The organism is Rhizobium fabae, assembly GCF_003985135.1.
Lineage (GTDB): Bacteria > Pseudomonadota > Alphaproteobacteria > Rhizobiales > Rhizobiaceae > Rhizobium > Rhizobium pisi.
Map to the genome: position 1 here is coordinate 44,326 of NZ_ML133651.1, position 17,922 is coordinate 62,247.

Annotated in this window: 25 protein-coding genes; 3 read left to right on the forward strand and 22 right to left on the reverse strand. The window is 59.3% G+C overall.

The features are described 5' to 3' along the window. Positions 1–232: 232 nt before the first annotated feature. The 7 genes from EFB14_RS15750 to EFB14_RS15780 form a co-directional block, all read right to left on the reverse strand. On the reverse strand, positions 233–1,462 hold the full coding sequence (locus EFB14_RS15750) for a type II restriction endonuclease (RefSeq protein ID WP_126826790.1): 1,230 nt from the start codon (positions 1,460–1,462) through the stop codon (positions 233–235). Then, complete coding sequence (locus tag EFB14_RS15755) at positions 1,449–1,916, reverse strand: very short patch repair endonuclease (RefSeq protein ID WP_126826793.1); 468 nt, start codon at positions 1,914–1,916, stop codon at positions 1,449–1,451. The genes EFB14_RS15750 and EFB14_RS15755 overlap by 14 nt, the downstream gene beginning before the upstream one ends. Further along, positions 1,916–3,160, reverse strand: coding sequence for a DNA (cytosine-5-)-methyltransferase (gene dcm / locus EFB14_RS15760; RefSeq protein WP_126826796.1), 1,245 nt, complete (start codon positions 3,158–3,160; stop codon positions 1,916–1,918). The genes EFB14_RS15755 and dcm overlap by 1 nt, the downstream gene beginning before the upstream one ends. Positions 3,161–3,379: 219 nt before the next feature. Continuing rightward, entirely contained in the window at positions 3,380–4,954 is a 1,575-nt protein-coding gene (locus tag EFB14_RS15765) for a hypothetical protein (protein WP_126826799.1), read from the reverse strand. Between the two features lie 168 nt (positions 4,955–5,122). Then, positions 5,123–6,505, reverse strand: coding sequence for a relaxase/mobilization nuclease domain-containing protein (locus tag EFB14_RS15770; protein ID WP_126826803.1), 1,383 nt, complete (start codon positions 6,503–6,505; stop codon positions 5,123–5,125). After that, positions 6,502–6,849, reverse strand: a complete 348-nt coding sequence (locus EFB14_RS15775) for a plasmid mobilization protein (protein ID WP_126826806.1) — start codon at positions 6,847–6,849, stop codon at positions 6,502–6,504. The genes EFB14_RS15770 and EFB14_RS15775 overlap by 4 nt, the downstream gene beginning before the upstream one ends. Positions 6,850–7,172: 323 nt before the next feature. Then, positions 7,173–7,385, reverse strand: coding sequence for a hypothetical protein (locus EFB14_RS15780; protein ID WP_126826809.1), 213 nt, complete (start codon positions 7,383–7,385; stop codon positions 7,173–7,175). 84 nt (positions 7,386–7,469) lie between these two features. On the opposite strand from EFB14_RS15780, the gene EFB14_RS15785 reads away from it, so the two are divergent. The 3 genes from EFB14_RS15785 (at position 7,470) to EFB14_RS15795 (ending at position 9,833) form a co-directional block, all read left to right on the forward strand. Then, positions 7,470–7,919, forward strand: coding sequence for a hypothetical protein (locus EFB14_RS15785; RefSeq protein ID WP_126826812.1), 450 nt, complete (start codon positions 7,470–7,472; stop codon positions 7,917–7,919). 120 nt (positions 7,920–8,039) lie between these two features. Next, positions 8,040–8,423, forward strand: coding sequence for a hypothetical protein (locus EFB14_RS15790; protein ID WP_126826816.1), 384 nt, complete (start codon positions 8,040–8,042; stop codon positions 8,421–8,423). Positions 8,424–8,501: 78 nt separating this feature from the next. Further along, positions 8,502–9,833, forward strand: coding sequence for a DNA cytosine methyltransferase (locus EFB14_RS15795; RefSeq protein ID WP_425375426.1), 1,332 nt, complete (start codon positions 8,502–8,504; stop codon positions 9,831–9,833). 552 nt (positions 9,834–10,385) lie between these two features. Here the strand turns inward: EFB14_RS15795 and EFB14_RS15800 are convergent. The 15 genes from EFB14_RS15800 to EFB14_RS15870 all read right to left on the reverse strand — a co-directional run bounded on the left by EFB14_RS15800 (position 10,386) and on the right by EFB14_RS15870 (position 17,865). Continuing rightward, complete coding sequence (locus tag EFB14_RS15800; RefSeq protein ID WP_126826822.1) at positions 10,386–10,871, reverse strand: hypothetical protein; 486 nt, start codon at positions 10,869–10,871, stop codon at positions 10,386–10,388. Between the two features lie 12 nt (positions 10,872–10,883). Continuing rightward, complete coding sequence (locus EFB14_RS15805) at positions 10,884–11,339, reverse strand: hypothetical protein (RefSeq protein ID WP_126826825.1); 456 nt, start codon at positions 11,337–11,339, stop codon at positions 10,884–10,886. Then, positions 11,336–11,626 carry a hypothetical protein gene (locus EFB14_RS15810; RefSeq protein WP_126826828.1) on the reverse strand — a complete coding sequence of 97 codons (291 nt, stop codon included), beginning with the start codon at positions 11,624–11,626 and terminating at the stop codon, positions 11,336–11,338. The genes EFB14_RS15805 and EFB14_RS15810 overlap by 4 nt, the downstream gene beginning before the upstream one ends. Before the next feature lie 125 nt (positions 11,627–11,751). Then, entirely contained in the window at positions 11,752–12,171 is a 420-nt protein-coding gene (locus tag EFB14_RS15815; protein ID WP_126826831.1) for a hypothetical protein, read from the reverse strand. 10 nt (positions 12,172–12,181) lie between these two features. Continuing rightward, positions 12,182–12,613: a putative Ig domain-containing protein gene (locus EFB14_RS15820; protein ID WP_126826834.1), complete on the reverse strand. Its 432-nt coding sequence runs from the start codon at positions 12,611–12,613 to the stop codon at positions 12,182–12,184. 79 nt (positions 12,614–12,692) lie between these two features. Further along, on the reverse strand, positions 12,693–14,705 hold the full coding sequence (locus tag EFB14_RS15825) for a DotA/TraY family protein (protein ID WP_126826837.1): 2,013 nt from the start codon (positions 14,703–14,705) through the stop codon (positions 12,693–12,695). Further along, entirely contained in the window at positions 14,702–15,244 is a 543-nt protein-coding gene (locus EFB14_RS15830; protein WP_126826840.1) for a hypothetical protein, read from the reverse strand. The genes EFB14_RS15825 and EFB14_RS15830 overlap by 4 nt, the downstream gene beginning before the upstream one ends. Positions 15,245–15,344: 100 nt before the next feature. Then, positions 15,345–15,575 (reverse strand): hypothetical protein, encoded by a 231-nt coding sequence (locus EFB14_RS15835; RefSeq protein ID WP_126826842.1) that lies wholly within the window; start codon positions 15,573–15,575, stop codon positions 15,345–15,347. A 56-nt stretch (positions 15,576–15,631) separates the two neighbouring features. Further along, positions 15,632–15,979, reverse strand: a complete 348-nt coding sequence (locus EFB14_RS15840; RefSeq protein ID WP_126826845.1) for a hypothetical protein — start codon at positions 15,977–15,979, stop codon at positions 15,632–15,634. A gap of 8 nt (positions 15,980–15,987) precedes the next feature. Continuing rightward, on the reverse strand, positions 15,988–16,239 hold the full coding sequence (locus EFB14_RS15845) for a hypothetical protein (protein ID WP_126826848.1): 252 nt from the start codon (positions 16,237–16,239) through the stop codon (positions 15,988–15,990). After that, positions 16,236–16,469 (reverse strand): hypothetical protein, encoded by a 234-nt coding sequence (locus EFB14_RS15850; protein ID WP_126826851.1) that lies wholly within the window; start codon positions 16,467–16,469, stop codon positions 16,236–16,238. Before EFB14_RS15850 ends, EFB14_RS15845 begins: the two co-directional genes overlap by 4 nt. Positions 16,470–16,520: 51 nt before the next feature. Continuing rightward, on the reverse strand, positions 16,521–16,799 hold the full coding sequence (locus EFB14_RS15855; RefSeq protein ID WP_126826854.1) for a hypothetical protein: 279 nt from the start codon (positions 16,797–16,799) through the stop codon (positions 16,521–16,523). 164 nt (positions 16,800–16,963) lie between these two features. Beyond that, the gene (locus tag EFB14_RS15860; protein WP_126826857.1) at positions 16,964–17,212 is read right to left on the reverse strand and encodes a hypothetical protein; all 249 of its coding nucleotides are present in this window, start codon (positions 17,210–17,212) and stop codon (positions 16,964–16,966) included. 11 nt (positions 17,213–17,223) lie between these two features. Beyond that, complete coding sequence (locus EFB14_RS15865) at positions 17,224–17,559, reverse strand: hypothetical protein (protein ID WP_126826860.1); 336 nt, start codon at positions 17,557–17,559, stop codon at positions 17,224–17,226. 18 nt (positions 17,560–17,577) lie between these two features. Beyond that, complete coding sequence (locus EFB14_RS15870) at positions 17,578–17,865, reverse strand: hypothetical protein (RefSeq protein WP_126826862.1); 288 nt, start codon at positions 17,863–17,865, stop codon at positions 17,578–17,580. Positions 17,866–17,922: the final 57 nt, after the last annotated feature.

Genomic DNA, 17,922 nt, shown 5'->3' on the forward strand with positions numbered 1-17,922 from the left:
AGGGAGGGAATTACGTTTGTCGATCGATAAGCAGCAGCTTAAGGGATAGTAGAACTTGAGCGGATCTCAATGTTTCTTGATCGAGAATTTTACATTCTCAGATAACCAAAACTCGGTATCCAGAGCTTTCGGTTCGATCCATGCGAGCTCTGATGGACGATGAACTTGCTATTGCGGCGGCAGCCACCGGTATGGAGGTTCGTCGATGGAACTCGGCAAGAGTATCTACGTCTCATGCGGTCCGGACATCGCCGATGAATTCTTCCAGTGTGATTAGGTGAGGCCTCACAGTTTCCGGATATGCATCATGTATCCCGGCAGGGACCACGAGTCGAACACCCGCCTCCGTCATCTCGGTGAACTGCGCCTGCGAGACGCCTTCCTGAAGCGTCAGAAGATGCTTTGTCTGGATGCGATCGGCCTCGTTGATGATCTGCCTCCATCTGTCCTTGCAGGTCGTCTTCGCGGCGAGCATGCGTAGCCGATTAGCCGGAAACGAAGTATCCTCGTACGCCGCGACGCTCGGGAAAAGGAAATCGGGCCTTTTGTTCACTTCGATGAGCGGGTTGTGGACGAACGCCGTCCCTGGCACGAGCCCTTCTTCTTCCAGGATCGATGCTGTGTGGTACTCCAGAGACTTGCCAGCCCGCGATTTCCGGCTCTGCAGGATCGTGTTCGCCAGTCCAAGAAAGCCATCAATCGAGTGGAAACCTTCCTTGATCTTTGGGAGCCAGCTTGCTTCTTCGATAGATTTGAAGATCTCGAATTCGCATGTACGCCGACGTAGTAGCCGGACATCGGCATTCATTCCGGTTGCCGAACGTAGCTCGATCGTCTTGGCGATGATCTCGCGTCCGGTTGGGAATGTGATCAACCAGTCAGCAGGGATCTCCTCTGGCTGTAGCCAGCAGGAAGCCCTTGCTGGAGGAGCGCGAGTGAACAGGTCAGCCTGCGGCTCCGACACGCCCGGTCGCCAGATGACAGGAATCTTTGGCTCAACAGGGCCGAGGCGTTCCTCGACAAGGTCCGCCTCAGTGCCCTCCCCGCCGCAAACCCATACGTGGCACTCGGCTGCCATCGTCTCTGTTTCTGGACGAAAGGCGAATACGGCAAGTGCGCCAGTGCTGTCAGGATCGAGTAGCGCAGATTGTGCACCGCCGAATCCCGTCAGACGCGTCTCGTTGCGCGTCTTCCCATGAAGCTTCCCATTGTACCAGATCGCCCGGATTGTCTTCACGTCGGGGTGGGAATCGACGTAGAGTTCGAAGAAGGAATCGGGGTTCAGTATCTGAGGTTTGTTGATCCTCGGCACCATCTCGAAGAGGAAATCCTTCGGGATGTAGGGCCCTGCCTGATGGCTCTGGTTGGCGAGGGTGTCGTTGCCAGATAGTCTCTTCGCATACCAGACGAATCCTGGCCGACCGAACTCGTTCATCCAGTCAGTCAGATCAGCCAGCGCCATCTCTCACCCCTTCGATTTCCCCCATCGGCTTTGCTGATTCGAGCCATTCGACGATCGTGTCGATGAGGGCAGGAAATGGCAATCTCGTTCTACCCTTGAGTGCGCATTCCCAAACTGTCAGGTATCGCCAGCCTAGCTTTTGCAGCTCGATCCTGACGCGGACGTCGCGCTGCCGATTGCTATCTATCTTCGTATGCCAGAAGTCCGGACGAGAGGATGGCATCTTGAACAGATGGCAGTCGTGCCCATGCCAGAAGCAGCCCTCAATGAAGATCACAGCCTTGCGCTTCGGAAAAACCATATCAGGCTTGCCAGGTAGCCGCCTGTCATGGATGCGATAGCGCCATCCGAGCGCGAAAAGGGCTTTGCGGATCGCAATTTCGGGCTTGGTGTCCTTGCCTCGGATGCCCGCCATCATGGCGCTGCGCTTCTCGGGGCTGACGATATCGGCCATCAAGCCCGCTTTCTGATGGCTTCATCGAATTCCTGGTAGTCAAGAATATATGGCTTCATCAGTTCCGCAACAGCCTTCACGGCTGGTACCGCAACCGAGTTGCCGAACTGGCGATAGGCTTGTGTGTCGGAGACTGGAATTCGGAAGTTGCTCTCGCCCGGCCCGTCGAAGCCCATGAGGCGGGCACACTCTCGCGGAGTCAGCCGACGGGGGTTGCGTCCGTCGCCTCTGGAAATCAGGATTTCAGAACCGTCCTTGTGATATCGTGCAGAGAGTGTACGTGCGATACCTTCCGGTGTGAAAAGCCCGAAACCAAAACCATTGCCCGCAGCCTTGTGCTTCTGTGCATAAGCTTGGAGGTAGGCCCAAAGCTTGTCGGTCAACGTGTACTTGTCCGATACACCTCCGATGTTGCCGTCCGTGAACGGTTTCTCGGGGGCCTCTTCACCATTTTCGGGATGCAGGATCGTCTTGAGGGTCGGTCCTTTAAGCACGTCAGGGATCTGCAGGTCGTCGAAGCTGAAGCCCTGATCAGTCCGGAAGCCGACGATAAAGATACGCTCGCGGTGCTGCGGCAGCCACGACTTCGCGTCGAGAATCTTGAACTGGATCGTGTAGCCGAGCTGGTTCTCAAGGACATCGCGGATGACGGCGAATGTCCTCCCCTTGTCGTGGTTGACGAGGTTTTTGACATTTTCGAGCAGGAAGGCCTTCGGTCGATGGTAGGCAAGGATTCGCTGAATTTCGAAGAAGAGCGTCCCTTGAGTCTCGCATGCGAATCCGTGCGGTCGGTTGAGGGCGTTCTTCTTCGAAACGCCTGCAATCGAGAAGCTCTGGCATGGGAACCCTGCCAAAAGGACATCGTGCTCAGGAATGTCCTGCTCCTTGAGTTGCCGGATATCCCCCCAGATCTCATGATCGTCGTCTGGGAAATTGGCGCGATAGGTCTGCTGGGAATGCTTGTCCCATTCGCACGTAAAAACACAACGCCCACCGATGGCATCGAATCCTCGACGAAGACCGCCGATGCCAGCGAACAGATCGATGAAGTTGAACGAGTGCTCTGGGGTAACGGACGCGCAGCGCTCCAGTCTCAGCGCTTCGAGCTTGTCCGTTACGACCTTGCGAGGAATGTTCTCCCCTGACTCCCACCTATAGACTTGGCGTTCGTTGTAGCCGAGAAGTTCGGCTGTTTCCGGGACGCTGAGACCAGCCTTCTGGCGCAGAGTCGAGAAGTAGGACATGAATCACCTCGCACAATCACTGGGAATCTTTCTGACATCTTGGCAGGATTTTACCAATAGAACAAAAACAGAACATTAACAAGCTAGTTCCGTTCTTGCGCTGGTGTTGCTTTCCGGATTCACCACGACGAGTTGTATTCAGCGCGGCCAGTGATAGCTGTGTTCGGAACCTGTCGGAGATTTCAAGCGCCCATCGGAGGGCTGGATTCTTTACTGGTGTCACGGCGATTGCGATTTCCACCGAAACCTCGATGTTCTGACGGAGGACGGACACCCCGTTGCAGGTGGGTGGGTTGTTTCGGTATGGCCGGGGCGCGCGGCTACCTTTTTATCTATACACCTATTTTCACCGCTTTTAGGTTGTGCATTCTCAATTGATACAACTTCGCTCCACCGAGCCGTTGCCGTGCGGACGGAAACGCCCGCTTCAGTGGCCAGCGCCGCCCGCGTCACGATCCCGCCCGCCACGATGAGCCGTTGGTGCGCTTCTCGTAGCCGCTGGAGTGTGTTCGCGCCCTTGACCTTGCCCGAATACCGTCCACCCGCCGACTGTCGCTCAGTGACCGTCTTCAGGCCATCCACGACATCGAGCAACTTGCCACGGTTCACCGCCTTGCCTTCAAGCTTCACCGGGTCGAAGTGCGCGACCAGATAGTCGGCGACTTTTGCCGTGACATAGCTGACAGTCTTGTCCTCAAGACCGCTCTTGTCGGAATAGTTCGCAAGCGCCTCATGAAGATGATCGGCCAGCGCGACACGACTACCGCGCATCCGGGCGTCCGCTCCGAAATGCCATTCGGCCAGGAGCCGTTGGCCTTCCATACGCAGCGCGTCGAAGATCGCGTTCGATGCCGTCAGGCCAAGCCCGGATTGCGTAGCAGCAGCCTTCCGCACGAGGACGGCTCGGCCGACGTTGGTGTCGACATAATCCGAATACTCCGTGAGGGTTGGCCAGATATTGTCATTCGGTGTCATCGTGTGCCAGAACGGCGACGTAGAGCATTTCATGCGCCCGGTCATCGTCGGAGCCGCTGGATCGGCACCGAGATCGAGGAGCGCCGCCGCGAGGCCACGAGCTACAGCATCGAACAACCGGATTGGTTTCTGCCGACACCGCTTGTCATCGCTCCGCCAGACTGCCGATCCTTGCGGCAGTAGCCAGACGAAGTGCGGACGGGAATAGCGACCATCTTTCAGCAGATCGCCGACGATGATGTGCGGCAGGCACGGAACCCGACCATCGCGCACCTGTTCCGTCAGGGCGGCGAGACATGCGGCAGGGCTCAGAAATACGCCGTCGCAGTCTACGCGCAACGCTGCCATGAACTCCCGGTTCAACTCGATGTAGGGATAATCCAGTGTCAGAATTTTTTGCGGACACTGGTTTTCAAGATGCGCCTTGTCCCATGATGCTCGCGCTCGGCTCCCCCTCGGGACGAGGGATACGAAATATTTAAGGACCGTGTTTTCTTCCGATCGTAGGCCCATTTCCCAAACACCACTGCGCCACCGGCCGCCGATCTGGCGCTCGCCAGACTGAATGTAGCCCCGCCTCAGTCGTTGCCGTACCATTTCGCGTTGCTCCGCCGCTTGGCGCGCAAAAGTCGCAGTGTCGAAGTCTAGGGTCCGTTCGGCGCGCTGATCGCGCTGCTCCGCTTTCCGGATACGCACCCGGCTGGCGTGTCGCTGTGCTTCGGCATAGCGATCCTCGAAACCGTCGAGCCAAATTTGTTGACGCGGTAGAGTGTGAGAAGCTGATGTCAGGGCTGGCTGATATGCCAGCCCTCGGCTCACTGACCCATCGACGGGGTCTTTACATCAATGTCGCCGCAGGCAATCATGTGAATACATTCCTAAAAACGCCGCCGAGGGTTCCAGCCCAATGACGCGGCGTTTTTTAATGGTCGATCGACGGCGGACACGGGTCAAGCGCCACGCTACATCGTTCCGCATACGAAACAACTACCTGGGGTGAATGGCAAATCCGGCATCAGATTTGCTATCGACTTCGACAGAAGAATATCGCGGCTGCGGCTCGATCTTCGGTCGGTCACCGAATCTGATTTTCCGACGGACGATATTGATGAAGCGCCGAAGGTCCTCGGCCAGCTCCCGAATACGGCCCCAGTCGAGCCGCACGAGCTGATGCGACAGAAGGCGCGGTAGCAGAGTCGAATGTGTATCGAGCTGACGGATGGCAACATTGTCCATTTCCGTCCGCATGGCCGCCGTGATCGAAAATCCTTTCAGGCCAGTCGTCCACCTCGCCTCGTCGAGGTGGCGGCGTCTACTTTCTGATGTAACTCCAGCATCGACTGGTGTAGCAGGCGCTGGCTCGTCAGGATCGATTCCAAGACCTCCTGAAGCTGCTCGATCGGCGACGGCCCCTCCGTCGGTGAGTTGTCCAGGAGCTGAAGCAAGGGCTCCAGCTTCTCGGCTGCCACCGTCGCATTCCGGGCTTCCTGGTACACGATCTGGAAGCCCTCCGTCGGACTGCTGATTTTCTTCAAGCTCATTTTCGAATCCTTCCATACGTGCCGCGACCTCGCGGCGCTTGAGTTTGACGATGCGGTCGAGGGCGCCGATTTCCACGGCGCCCTGTCGGATGACGAATACCCCGGTCTTCTCGCCGGGGACCACGTCGAGTCCGTCGGCGCGTAGCGCGGCCGCGAAGGAGCGCCCTCCGTCAGATGCGGCCCAGGCCGAGCGGACGATATCGGCGGCATCGGCAAGTTCGATTCCCTTCCGCGCGAGGGTTTGCCGCTTCGACGGCGAGGCAGCCGAAGTCGGCTTGTCGGGATCGGGACCATGGGCAGCTTCCAGCCAGTCAGCCACATCGGCCCGACCGTTTGCCCGGAGCCACCGTATGCCAGAGACATGGTGGCGCCCGAGCGTGGCGATTTCGCCCAGCTCGAATTCTGCCATTCGCATGGCGGTTTCCATCCGGATGATTTCGAAGCCAGAGGGTAGGACATTACCCTCTGGTCCGACGCGGCCCACGACCATGTGCAGATGTCTACCTCCCTCGCCGCCTTGGCGAGGCTTGTCGTGGTAGACGAATGCGGTCTGGTGTTCTTCGGCACCAAAATGACGCAGCACGAGTTCGCCGGCCTGCCGGAGCTCGTCGCGGGACATGTCGCGGGATGGCGAGATGAACACGTGCAGGAAGGCCGCATCGGCAGTCGTGCCGTCGCGAGCCAGCTCCATATCGGACATGACCGCCCGAAGGTCGGGGGCGACGCTGTTGACGATCTCAACAGTAGCTCCTGACTCCTTCAGCAGGTGGGTCGCGAGGTTGCGGCTGTCCCGCTTCGTGCGGCCGTGCCGTCCGATGCCGCCGATCATCCGACAAGCTCTTGTCGGATACGGGCGAGCTCGTCGACGATCGCCAGCACGGCCGGAGCGGATGCCGGGGAACGCGTCGAGTTCGCGATCCGGGCGAGCTGGTTCGCCGACGACGCGATGCGTCCGAGCTGACCGAGGACCTTCGCGAGATCGGCAGCGCGCGGGTTCGCGGCACGCTCGGTTCGCGGCGCTGGCAGCTCAGCCGCCGCGAACGTCGCGCGCCTGGCGAACGTGGTCGGCCCGACACCACGGGCCGAGGCAGCCAGCCGGATCGTCTCATGCTCGCTGGGCTTGAGACGAAACGACAGAACAGAGGTCGCCTTGCGGGATTTCGATCGCGACATGGTGTCCGTCTCCGACGTGCGGGTTCGCTCCGCACGAGGCGGGTGGGTTCCACAGGGAGGGCTTGCCCTCCCTTGGCCAGTTCGGGCGGTGCAACCGCCCGCTGCTGGCTTCCTTCGGAAAGGATGGCGCCGAGCTATGAGCTGGAGCAATAGCCGGCGGGGTTAAGCCGATCCCTTTCATCCTTTGAGCAGACAATGAGAGCATCGGAGCGTTCAGCATAGCGCCTGGAACGCGGGAATTCTCGCATGCGATGAACGGTTCCCGGTGGTAGCCATAGGAGCGCCTATGGGCGCGGGACTGACTACCCCCGGCATCGCATTCCTTACAAGCCGCGCTTCGTCAGAGCAGCTTGCGCAACGATGTCGTTGATCTGCGATTCCATCGCGTCGGCTTGGTCTATGTGGAGTTTGAATCCATCGATGACTTCTGACGGAAGGTCTGTTTTCGATTCAACGACCACCTCTAAGTCGGCTTTCAGTTCTCCTAGTAGCCTGCCCAAATCCATAAAAAATTTCTGCGACTGTTGGATGCTCACATTTTCCTCCTGATTGGTTTTCTTGGTCCTAGTCCTATGCCGCCGGCGCGTCCACCCTGATACGATACCAGGGAGGGAAAACAGATGAAAGCGAAGCACACACGCGGGGACTGTGGTGATGAACTGATCCAGTTCGCAGACTTCGACGCGGAAGTGTTCCGCGACCTCTACCAGAGGCAGACCGTCCGCTATCGCTACGAAGCGAAGACGACCAGAGGCGGCAAGGGAAGCGTGTGGACAGATGCCACACCCGGAGCAAAGGAACGTGCCTCGCAGATCCCGGCCAATCTTGCCCAGCGGCAGCATGCAGAGGCGATTGATGCAGACAAGGGTTTTGGCAACGTGAACGGTATTCGCCTCTATCGAGAGGTGATCGTTGACAGTGATGGCGAGGTCGGCACGCTGGCAGTCATGCGCCTACCTTCCTACTTCGCAGCGGTCCTGTTTTTCGAGGATGGTCGATGGAGCCAGATCGATAAGCATGTGAAGCCAGACCACGTTCAGCGACAGCGACGACGACGAGCGTTTCCTTGATTATGTCCGCTTGTGGCTTTGTCGCGGCTTTATGCGCCCAGATTTCGAGTTCGCCCGCGAACTACTGGCCGAAGCGCGGGAAGAGGAAAACGGACACCTCAATTGACAGGAGCATCCACCATGATGACCGATTTCAAGACCCGCGTGCAGCGGCTTCCAGAACTGGCCGACGCCTTCGGCCCCGCCTACACCCTCGGACGACATGCCATGCGAGCCTTAAAGAGTGCTGCCGATCCTCGGCGCGTCGATTGGGACAGGGTGCATAAGGCAACGATCGTCGAGAGCATCGAGCAGCACGGTCAGGATCCCGACGACGTTCACGCGGCCCTATCGAAGCATAGCCCCGGCGCTACGTCCGACGACGCGCAAGCGAAGCTTCGTGGGATCATCGATGAGCTTGCCCCAGACCTCTCCCGGAAATACGACCAGGCGCGGACTCTACAGGATGCCGAGTATGCCAGCCGGAAGGCCGCAAACGGCGGCAAAATCAGGTTCATCAAGTGAACGATTTTGAAAGCATCGACCGCCCATGTTCGTAATGTGATTTCACGTTACGGCATGGCAGGGGTTTAAGTGCGAGTTGTGGAGCTATTCAGCGGGGCCGGGGGAATGTCTCTCGGTCTGAAGCAAGCGGGATTCGAAATCGTCAGGGCATATGACGCATGGCCCGTCGCGGTGGCAAACTACAACCTCAATCTCGGCGGGGATCGCGCCCAGGTCACGGACTTGGGCGACATTCTCGGTATCGTTCCGGAGTTGCTGGCACTCGCTCCCGACATGATCGCCGGGGGGCCACCTTGCACGGACTATTCCAGCGCCGGCCGCCGCGAGGAGGCCGAGAACGCGAAATTGACGCTCGCCTTCGCGATCCTTGTTACGACCGTTCGACCTACCTGGTTCATGATGGAAAACGTCATCAATGCCATGAAGTCGGAAACGTGGGCGGCTGCTCGGCAAGTTCTGATGGCGGCAGGATACGGCCTGACGGAATCGAAGGTCGATGCTTCCCGCTATGGAGTTCCCCAGAGCCGCCGACGCCTGATCGTCGTCGGAAGGATCGGGGAGCGCGATGGATTCCTAGCTTCGGCGATCGCTGCTGCAGCAGCACCCCAGCCGATGACCTTGCGCGACCTTTTCGGAAGCTCTACCCCTCATGCTGCGAATATCTCCACGACCTCGGAAGCTCGGCGCTCGATCTGGTCTTCACATGAGCTAGGCCAGACGATCTGGGAACGGCCGATAGGGCCGCATCCTGATGATGTGGCGCTTATTGCCAACGGCTTCGTCTATAGCCGACCAGTCCGCGCCGGCCGCGGTGTTCGCTCGATCGACGAACCCTTCCCGACCGTCACGCGAACCTCACACGAGCGGCCGGGGCCGAAGTATCTTTCTGCCCCACACCTTGACGACCCTATTGCGGCATCCGAAACGGCTGTCCTCTCCACCGACCAGGTTTCTCGGATCCAAGGCTTTCCGATGTGGTGGGAGTGGAAGGCCAGCAGCCAGCGCGATGTGTTCCAGATGATTGCGAATGCCGTCCCAGCGCCCGTTGCGGAGTCAATCGGCCGTGTCGTCCTCGACCGCGAGGGCGGGAAATCAGCCCCTGATATACAGGGCGGTTTTTTACAATGGCTTGTCTGTCGCGGACGGTCTCGCCAGTCCGCCAGGAATGTAAAGTCGCTCGCTGGCCGCGCTCGGCGGCTGCTCGGCGGGAAGACATTCGCGGTCTCGGCGCTGGAACTTGCAACACTGGAAGTCGTGCCAGAATTCCAATCTATGAAGCGGAACCCGCAATCTGACCTTCGGCAAGCGTTGCGGCTCCTGGCCGAGTACCAGGCCGAAGGCGACCAGCGCCGCAAGCGGCCCCAGGTCGTCGCGCAGCCGATCGAGGAAGAGCCGCGCAAGGCCGCATAGAAAAACCCTCCTGGTGAGCCAACCAGGAGGGCCAAGGAAACATCGCGTGATGGAACATGGGACGATGCCCTATTCATGTTCGCCGCCGGCGACGCGGCGGTCAATCGACGCCCACGCGCGAGACTGGTAGACCAGCGGAATGAAACGAATCCTATCCATTCTCCGCGCCTTTTGGGCCTTTCTGGGCCGTGATCCGGGAATCGAGCGACAGCGGCGGATTGCCGACGAAATCGCCTCGATCTACCCGAAACCGCTGAAAAAGCGCGATCGCCGCGAAAAATGAGGCTCGGGGAAGCCTGTACAGTGCGTTCGCGGGACCAGGATGGGTATAGATACCCCTGAAATGCAGAAAGGGAGGCCGAAGCCTCCCGATCCCAAATCCCTCAAAGGGAGCGATAACAATGGAAAACCAAGTTTGAACCCGGCTATTTCCTAATCCCTTATAGGGAGCGAAACCGCGTCGATTGTCATGCCGACAAGAAAATGCTGACGCCAATCCGAACCCATTGCAAGAGGGAAAGTGCGGCCCGCTCGCTCCGGGAGCCTACAGCGCTAGTGGAGCGCGCGGCCCCTCCGCTCGCTCTGTAGGCGGACGCGGGCACGTAGTATCTTCATCCCCTCTGGGCCCAGTACGTCCTCACGGATTTCCCGTCTCATAGCGGGTAGATCGTCGGCATCGACCCCGTAGAACCAACCCTTTTCGCCGGGACGTTCGAAGACGATATATCGAGGATCGTCCGCCCGCTTCTCCATATTCTCGGCCCACTCGTCAACGGACATTGCTTCTGGAATCATGAGATCAAACTTGATCCCGTGCACCTTCTCAAATCCTTTCCCGACATACATCAGTAGCTCTGCGAGTTCGCACGTCGCGAACTCAGGAGAGGTGACCTTGGCGGACACCTGCCGAAGGAATCCATTATGTCCGGTGAGCTGCGCGCCAAAAGAGTCGGCAAACCGCATAATGAGAAGGGCGGCTTTCTCGTGCGTTGAGAGTTCCACAAGCGTGAAGTAGAGGCGAGGTTTCCGCTTATCCATGATGCTCACTCCTCAGTGCGTCGTGCTTGGACGCTTCACCATGCCGCCCTGCCGCATGTTCGGATTCAGCTCGGAGGCGGGGATTGTCGGACCTTCGAGGCGCTCGATTTCCTGCCTCCGAAATTCCTCCGATGCCATCATCTCCAGTAGCCGTACCAACCTCTGGTCAGGGGTGCCGCTGCGCATGGCCTTGGTGGCATCGGCCATGAGCTTCGCCAGCTCCTCCACATAGGCCTCGATCCGCTTCACGATCCCGCCATATGTTGGCGTCTCCCGGAGGAGAGAAAGAGCGGCATCCACACCCGTTTTGCGGTCCCCATGCGCTATTGCCTCTTTCCAGCGCGGCCCCATCACTGGATCGCGCTTAACTTGGAGAATGAGACCCTGCAAGAGCGCGGAATAGTGACGTTCACCGTCGATGATGGAATGAACGAGCTTCTGAATATTCGTGGTCATAATGGCGCTCATCCCTTCTTCCGGGCCGCGCGATCCTCCGAGGCCGCCCATGCGTCGTAGGTGGTGAAGGCACCAGGAGCGGCCTCGTCATCGAGCCGGAAAGGATCGTCATCAGGGCGGACCTTCTCGCGCCACCGCTGCGCGTCTTCGTGACGAAGAATGGATTGATGGTAGAACCGCGCCGCCTCGGCAATGTCGCGGTCGCGGAAACGTTGTTCGACGGCATCGAGCAAAAGCCCCTCTGCCAACCGCTTCGCGGTCAGGTGGATTTCTTCGATTCTGGTTTCAAGCTCATACATGGCATGTCCTCTCTGTTGCCCCTTCCATGGTCGCCGCCGGCGGCGAGAGGGACAACAGGGAGAGCGAGCGAGACCCCCGCGCTACCCAATTGCGCCGTAGGGGAGTCGAGCGAGTGGGCGGCGATTCAAAGCGGCTGCTGACAGATCGGCGCGGCCTTGTCCGTTTCGGAATCGCAAGGCGGGCAGACCGCATCGAACCCGGCAAGGGCATTCAACTTCGCGCAGCTCTCTGGCGTCTGGCCGTCGAGTGGCTTCCCGATCCTCGTCCCGTCAGAGCTGATGAACCATGCTCCGGGCGGGACATCCTTCAGATAGCCGCCGCTATGGAGTTGGTCGAGCAACGCGGCATTCTCGCCGTTCGGAGCGCGGACGTTATCCTGTTGGTAGAGCATCAAGGCCCCGCCGATCTGCTGTTCTTGCTGGCTGACCGCGACCAATTCGGCCCGAAGCTTGGCATCGGTCCACTGGTGACCGCCAAACCATATCAGCGATGTGAGAGCGGCGAAGATGGCAACAGAGATCGCGCCAACGATGAGATGATACATTGCTCTCTCCTCAGGACACTACGAGCGTGATTGATGTCATGGTAGAATCGCCGCTCGCCTTGTCGGTGACTGCGATCGAGATTGAATAGCTCCCCCGAACGAGGGCCTTGCCGCCGAGCTTCCCTGTCGATCCGTCGAAGGTGAGGCCGAGCGGCAAGGATTGGAAATAGGAATAGGTGTACTGTCCGCTGCCGTGCGAGACGACCGGGGAGAGCGAAACGCTCGCGCCGGCGGAGACGGCGAGCTGTCCAGAATACGAGAGCGTCAACGTGGGGCCTGATGGCGGAGTGACGATCGGCGGCGGTGTCTCTGTCGGCGGTTCTGTCGTCGCCGGGGCCGCGATTGCCCCTGTGGTCGATGATCGCCAAACGATTTGCGTTCCTGCCTCTGCATTGCCGACCATGAGCGCCGCGCCGATGACAGCAAGCGGTATCAGTTTCATAAGGTGTTCCCTCCCTGTTGCTCCTTCCATGGTCGCCGCCGGCGGTGAGAGGAACAACAGGGAGGGAGGCCGGGAGCTGCTATCGCCCCCGGCTGATCCGCGCAGCCGACGAGGAGTCGGAATCGTCCGCCCCCGCAGTGGACTTCCCGGGTCCTCGCGTCGGGATCGCTCCTGGCGTCGAGCGCGAGGCCAGCGCGACCGCTCCGGCCGCCATGGCTCCGACGTGTCCGGATTCCCCGAACTGGCCCGTCGTCGGAACATCGAACCACGCGCCCACCCTGTCGGGAAGGTTCGCGATGAGGCCGAAAAGCTTGATGCAGATGACCCACAGAATGTATGTCTTCAGCGCCAGCGACACGAGCAAGCCGCTCAAGCCCGCGATGTGGCCCCCGGTTTGCCCAAAAAATGCGGTTGCCCAAAGAGAATCCAATGTGCTGACGGACACAGTGAAAAGCAGGTAGGCACCGCACAAGCTCAACACGGCGAGGACTGGCCGAAGGGCGACGTTGAACAGGAGCATCATGCCTTGCCGCTGGCCCTGCCCGATGAAATCGCCGTTGTCCATCTTGAGGAAGGCGAGGCCCCACAGCAGCGATGCAACCATGGCCTCCAAGATTGCAGCCGCCCAGGTAATAAAGGCAATGCCGATGAAGAGGAACGGCATCATCGGCAGCACATAGGCCCGCATCGCGCCTATGAGCCACAAAGCCCCTATCGCGAGCTTGGACCAGTCCAACAACCAGCTCGCGGCTCCGTTCGCGCCGATCGCCTCACTGAACCAATTCGAGGCGCCGACCATGACGGCAGCGCCCCCAAGGATCGCGGTTCCTGCAGCTGCGATCATGACATGACCAGAGGAGATGATATCGCCCATCGGATCGGTCGAAGGTTTCGAGGAAGAAAGCCATTCGCCCAGATCGCGTGACATTGGACCCAGTATCTTTGTTAGGAAGTCGGCCGACGCATCCCCGGCCGCCGCCAAATCATCGGCCGTCAGGGCGGCTTGAAGCTGCTCGCCGGATATCTGTGAGCGCAAGGTGTCGAGGGCGTTCCTGACAGGAGTTTCAAAACTCGCCAGCTTGTCGAGCCGGGGAGCCGTCCGCTCTGGCTTCTCCGTCGTCAACGCGACGGTCAGTTCTGAAATCTGGGAGAGGCTACGCCAGTAGCTCCCGGCGTTCATCCAGCCTTGCGCCTTCGCGGCATCGACCAGCTTTGAACGGGAATCCGATTCCACCTTCGAAGCCTCAGCGGCGGCAGCTTCCGAAATCCTTTTGTCGTATGCCGCGCCGGCTGACCGGATTTCAGCGGCAAGGCCAGCAGGCAACATTGATTGTCCGACTGCGTTCACGGCGGCCTCGGGTGTCGGTATGCTCTTGCCGTCCCTGAAGGTCTCGGCATAGGTCGCTGCCTTCGCCCGGAGCGCGGTCACCAGTGCCCCCATAGCATTCCGTCGAGCTTCCGCAAAGGCGGGCTGCTCGGCGGGCATGGTATACGCCATGGAACCGCAATCGCGGCCATATGACCATGCAACAGTCGGATTGGAGAACAGGCCGCCGTTGTGAAGCTCGCCCGTCGCGGACGGGAGCGGGGTGGAATACCCCCACGGCTCCCCCGCTGCACGGGCGACGGCAAGACAGATTTCATGCTCGGCGAGATCGAAGACGATCCCCGATCCCCCGGCGCTGACCGGGATGATCGGCGTTCCGTCCTTCGCGACCGTCTCGACAAACGTCAGCCAGGTCGCGTCCGCAAGGTTGATCGCGGGCCTGAGAACCACTTGTTTTATGGTCTCGTGGATCGGCGAGAAGCCGCCCGAGATCGGCACGAGGAGGCCAAGCCCGAGAACGACGCGTAGCGGAGCCCATATCTGGTGAAATCTCTCTCCCAGAACCTTCCCCGTGTACGCGCTATGAACGATGCCTTGAACCGTGATCCAAGCAATCATGCTGGTGGCGATGATGGTCAGCGCCGACGCGAAGACGGCCAGCGCCCGACCCCACGGCGAAGTCAGGTCCGAAGGGAGAATGATGTTGACCACCTGCCATGCGAGGTTGGTTGCCGGAGGTTCGGCGAAAAGATCATAAAACTTCATAGCATCGCCCCCATCTTCAGCGCGTCGTCGTCATCGTCGGCAGCCTCATCGAGGAGCGCGGCAAGCTCCTCCTCAGTCATCGGGATGAATGCCCCCGGCTCGGCCGGAGACGGCTTAGGAGTCGCGTTTGTGGTTCCAGCCTGACCAGCGGCCCCGCCGTCGCCGTCGCTTCCTGAGCCTTCCTTGTCGGCCTCTGGCGTGGGATCGGGTTCGGGGATGAAGAGCGCGCCGGGGTTTCCGGCCTGATAGGTCCCGATCGCCGAAATCTCCGGTAGGATCGCGCCGATGAACGCTTGACGCTCACGAGCAAGATTCCGGATTTCGGGAAGGATGTACGCGGATCGCGCGGCGACGGCGTGAATTTTCTCCTTCAGGTCCCGCCAGTCGTTCAGCGTTTCAATGTTTTGGAGATAAAACAGAATTCCTGGTTCGCAGAGCGACAGCCAGCGCTGAAGAAACGGACGCTCCTCGATCAGCGTCAGGTTTCGGCGTCGAAGGCAGGTATCAATGATGATGACGCAAAGGCATTCATGGCTCATGAAGCGACCAGCGAGACGACGCGACAGCCCTTCACCGCGCTCCCGCCAAGCGTGGGCCTGTCCGAGTGTGCGGACCCTCGAAAATCTGGCGCGGCGCATATCACATCCCCAGCATGGCGAGAACTTCACCGATAAGGACTTGCATCTGGGCCTTGTCCATGTCGGCCGACGCGAGGAGCGCAGCCAGTTCGGCATCGATCGCGGCAAGCCTCTGGATTTGGTCCCGGTCCAACTCGTCAACAAATTTTGCCGCTGAAAAAGCAAAAGGCCCCGAAGGGCCTTTGTCTGTGTATCCGGTGAAAATTTGTAGCTCTATGTCTGGCGTTGGCATCGGCGTTCCTCCCTGTGCTCCTCTTCCATGGTGGCCGCCGGCGGCGCATGGGACAATCAAGCGGCCTTCGGCCAGCACTGAGAACAAAGGAAAAGCGGCTGATAGACAGGCTCCCGCCCGCATCGCTCGCATTCCTCCCAAAGCTGACCGTGCATTTCTGGGATCGTGCAAGACTTCCGAAGCACGGGCTTGATGCCCTCGGCGATCGCCGAATGCCCTCGCTGAACATCAAGGGCGAGCAACATCCTGTCTGGCAGCGGCCAACGGTCGTATCGTCCAGCCGCCAGCCTTGCCCCCTCTGGCTCGGCCAGCCTCACAAGATTGGCATCCGGGCGAGGATCCGCGTCGAGGTCGATTTCCTGATAGGCGGCTTCGTATTCGGGGCGGGTGATGGCTTCCATCATTCATTCTCCTATCGGCCGTTGAGCTTGGCGAATGTCGCGGCCATGATCTCGGAGCGGGCAACGTAGGATTCTGCTTCCTGAAGGTCAGGACGATCATGGAGCACGAAGTTATGAAAGAGCGCGGCGCCGCCCGCGTCGGCTTCTGCTACGCGACGGCACAAGGCTTCCCAACGGTCGCGCTCCCCCGGAAGCTGCTCGGCATCTATAAACGCCATGAATCGCGACATCTGTTCCTCTACTGGTCGAATTCCCATCGTCATGCCCATCTATCAAAGGCAAACAGCGCGATCACGCCGATGTTGAATCCAACGAGGACCACAAGAGCCCGCCACATCGTCCGCCTGGTATCGGTTCGGGCATCGAGTGATTTCAGCCAGAAGGAAAAGGCGAGGACGATAAGCAGGGCCGTCAAAATTCCTGTCTTGGCCGGGTTGCTCCAGTCGGCAAACCGGAACACGACCAAGTAATTGTTGACGACATAGGTTGTCATCTGAGCGAGCCAAGAGGGTTCATTCACGTCGAAAATCTCCTATTCGATATTTTAGATATGCTTCATGGCGATCAGAGCCGCGAAGATTACGGCTAGGCCAGCGTAGCCAATCCCGGCCAGTGGCAGAGCAACCAAACCGCGCCCGGCGCACCAGTGTCCTTGGCCTTTCACCAGATGTGCAATCAGGAGAAAGCCGCAGGCATAGGGAGCCATTGAGACGATCGCCGCCGCGTGCGGAACCTTCGTCGCGAAGACGTACGAGGCGACGAAGTATACGAAGGGCAGATAGAGAAGCGCGACCAGAGCAATCCATCTCACAAGCTTTTTCATTGACGGCCTCATAACCCACTGAAAACATGATACTTATAGCAGATCTCAGGGGTAGAGCCCAGGCATCTTGAGTTCATATCCGAACTCGTCGATCGGATGATGAGTGAAAGCTTAATGGCGCGTCCGCGCGCTGGGGTGGATATTCCTACCCATCCCCATTGAGTCTAATCCTCGTCTTGCACAAGCGCCGCAAGTTGTCGCTCGGTTTCCTGAATCGTCTCCCACACGCCGTGCAAGTCGGACCAGATCGACATCAGACGCTTGTCGAGATCTTTGCCTCCGGGCCACCCCATCCCGCCGAGCCTTTCGAAACCTCGGGCGGCGTCGCGTAGCTCATCCATTAAGCGGTTGTAACGCCAGTAGTTGAGAGGGAATTCATCGGATGGAATTTCAGTTAGTTTACGGATTTCCATTTCAGTGGCCCTCATTGCCGCACGATGGCGAGCGCGACAGCGAGAGCATTATCGCCGCCAATGCGACTCAGCCTCCACCACGTCATCTGCTCTGATAGCTCGTCGGCGATCTTCGAAAAATCTGCGGCATAAAGCATCGCGGCAAGGATCGAGCGATCTTCCGTCGCCAAGTCTGCGAAAAGTTCGCGGGCCACCTTGATCATCTGGCCATCGCTGTTCGCGTCCATGAAACGCGTGGTGTAGTCATCCCATGATTGGGACTCGTCGAGCGCGACATCGAAGTCGAGCGCTTCAGCGATGTTGGTGACTGGCCAAAGGCGCTTCCAAGTCTCAAAACTGGTGTCCATGCTCGTCTCCTGGTTTCTTCACTCAACAGCCCGAATAGAGGCACGACGGGCCATCACGGCGGACATCGCGCATGCCAGTTCGAAATTCGCCTCTACCTCGTGGGCAACGACAACCTGTCTCCCGTCGCGAATGGCAAGCACATCGTAGCTCGCAGGCAGGTCAAGGCCAGGCTCCCCTATGACAAGCATCTCGTAGACGTCCTCGTCGTGATCGCCGACCACCAAGGCGCTTGTCCACGTGCTGTCGTGATCTGCTATTCCAGAAGTCCGCTGCCAATCGTCAAAGTGCGCTGCTGGTATCTGCATCAGTCTCTCCTTCTTAGTTTGAACCAGGAGACAAATGAAGAATAAATTTCGAAATGT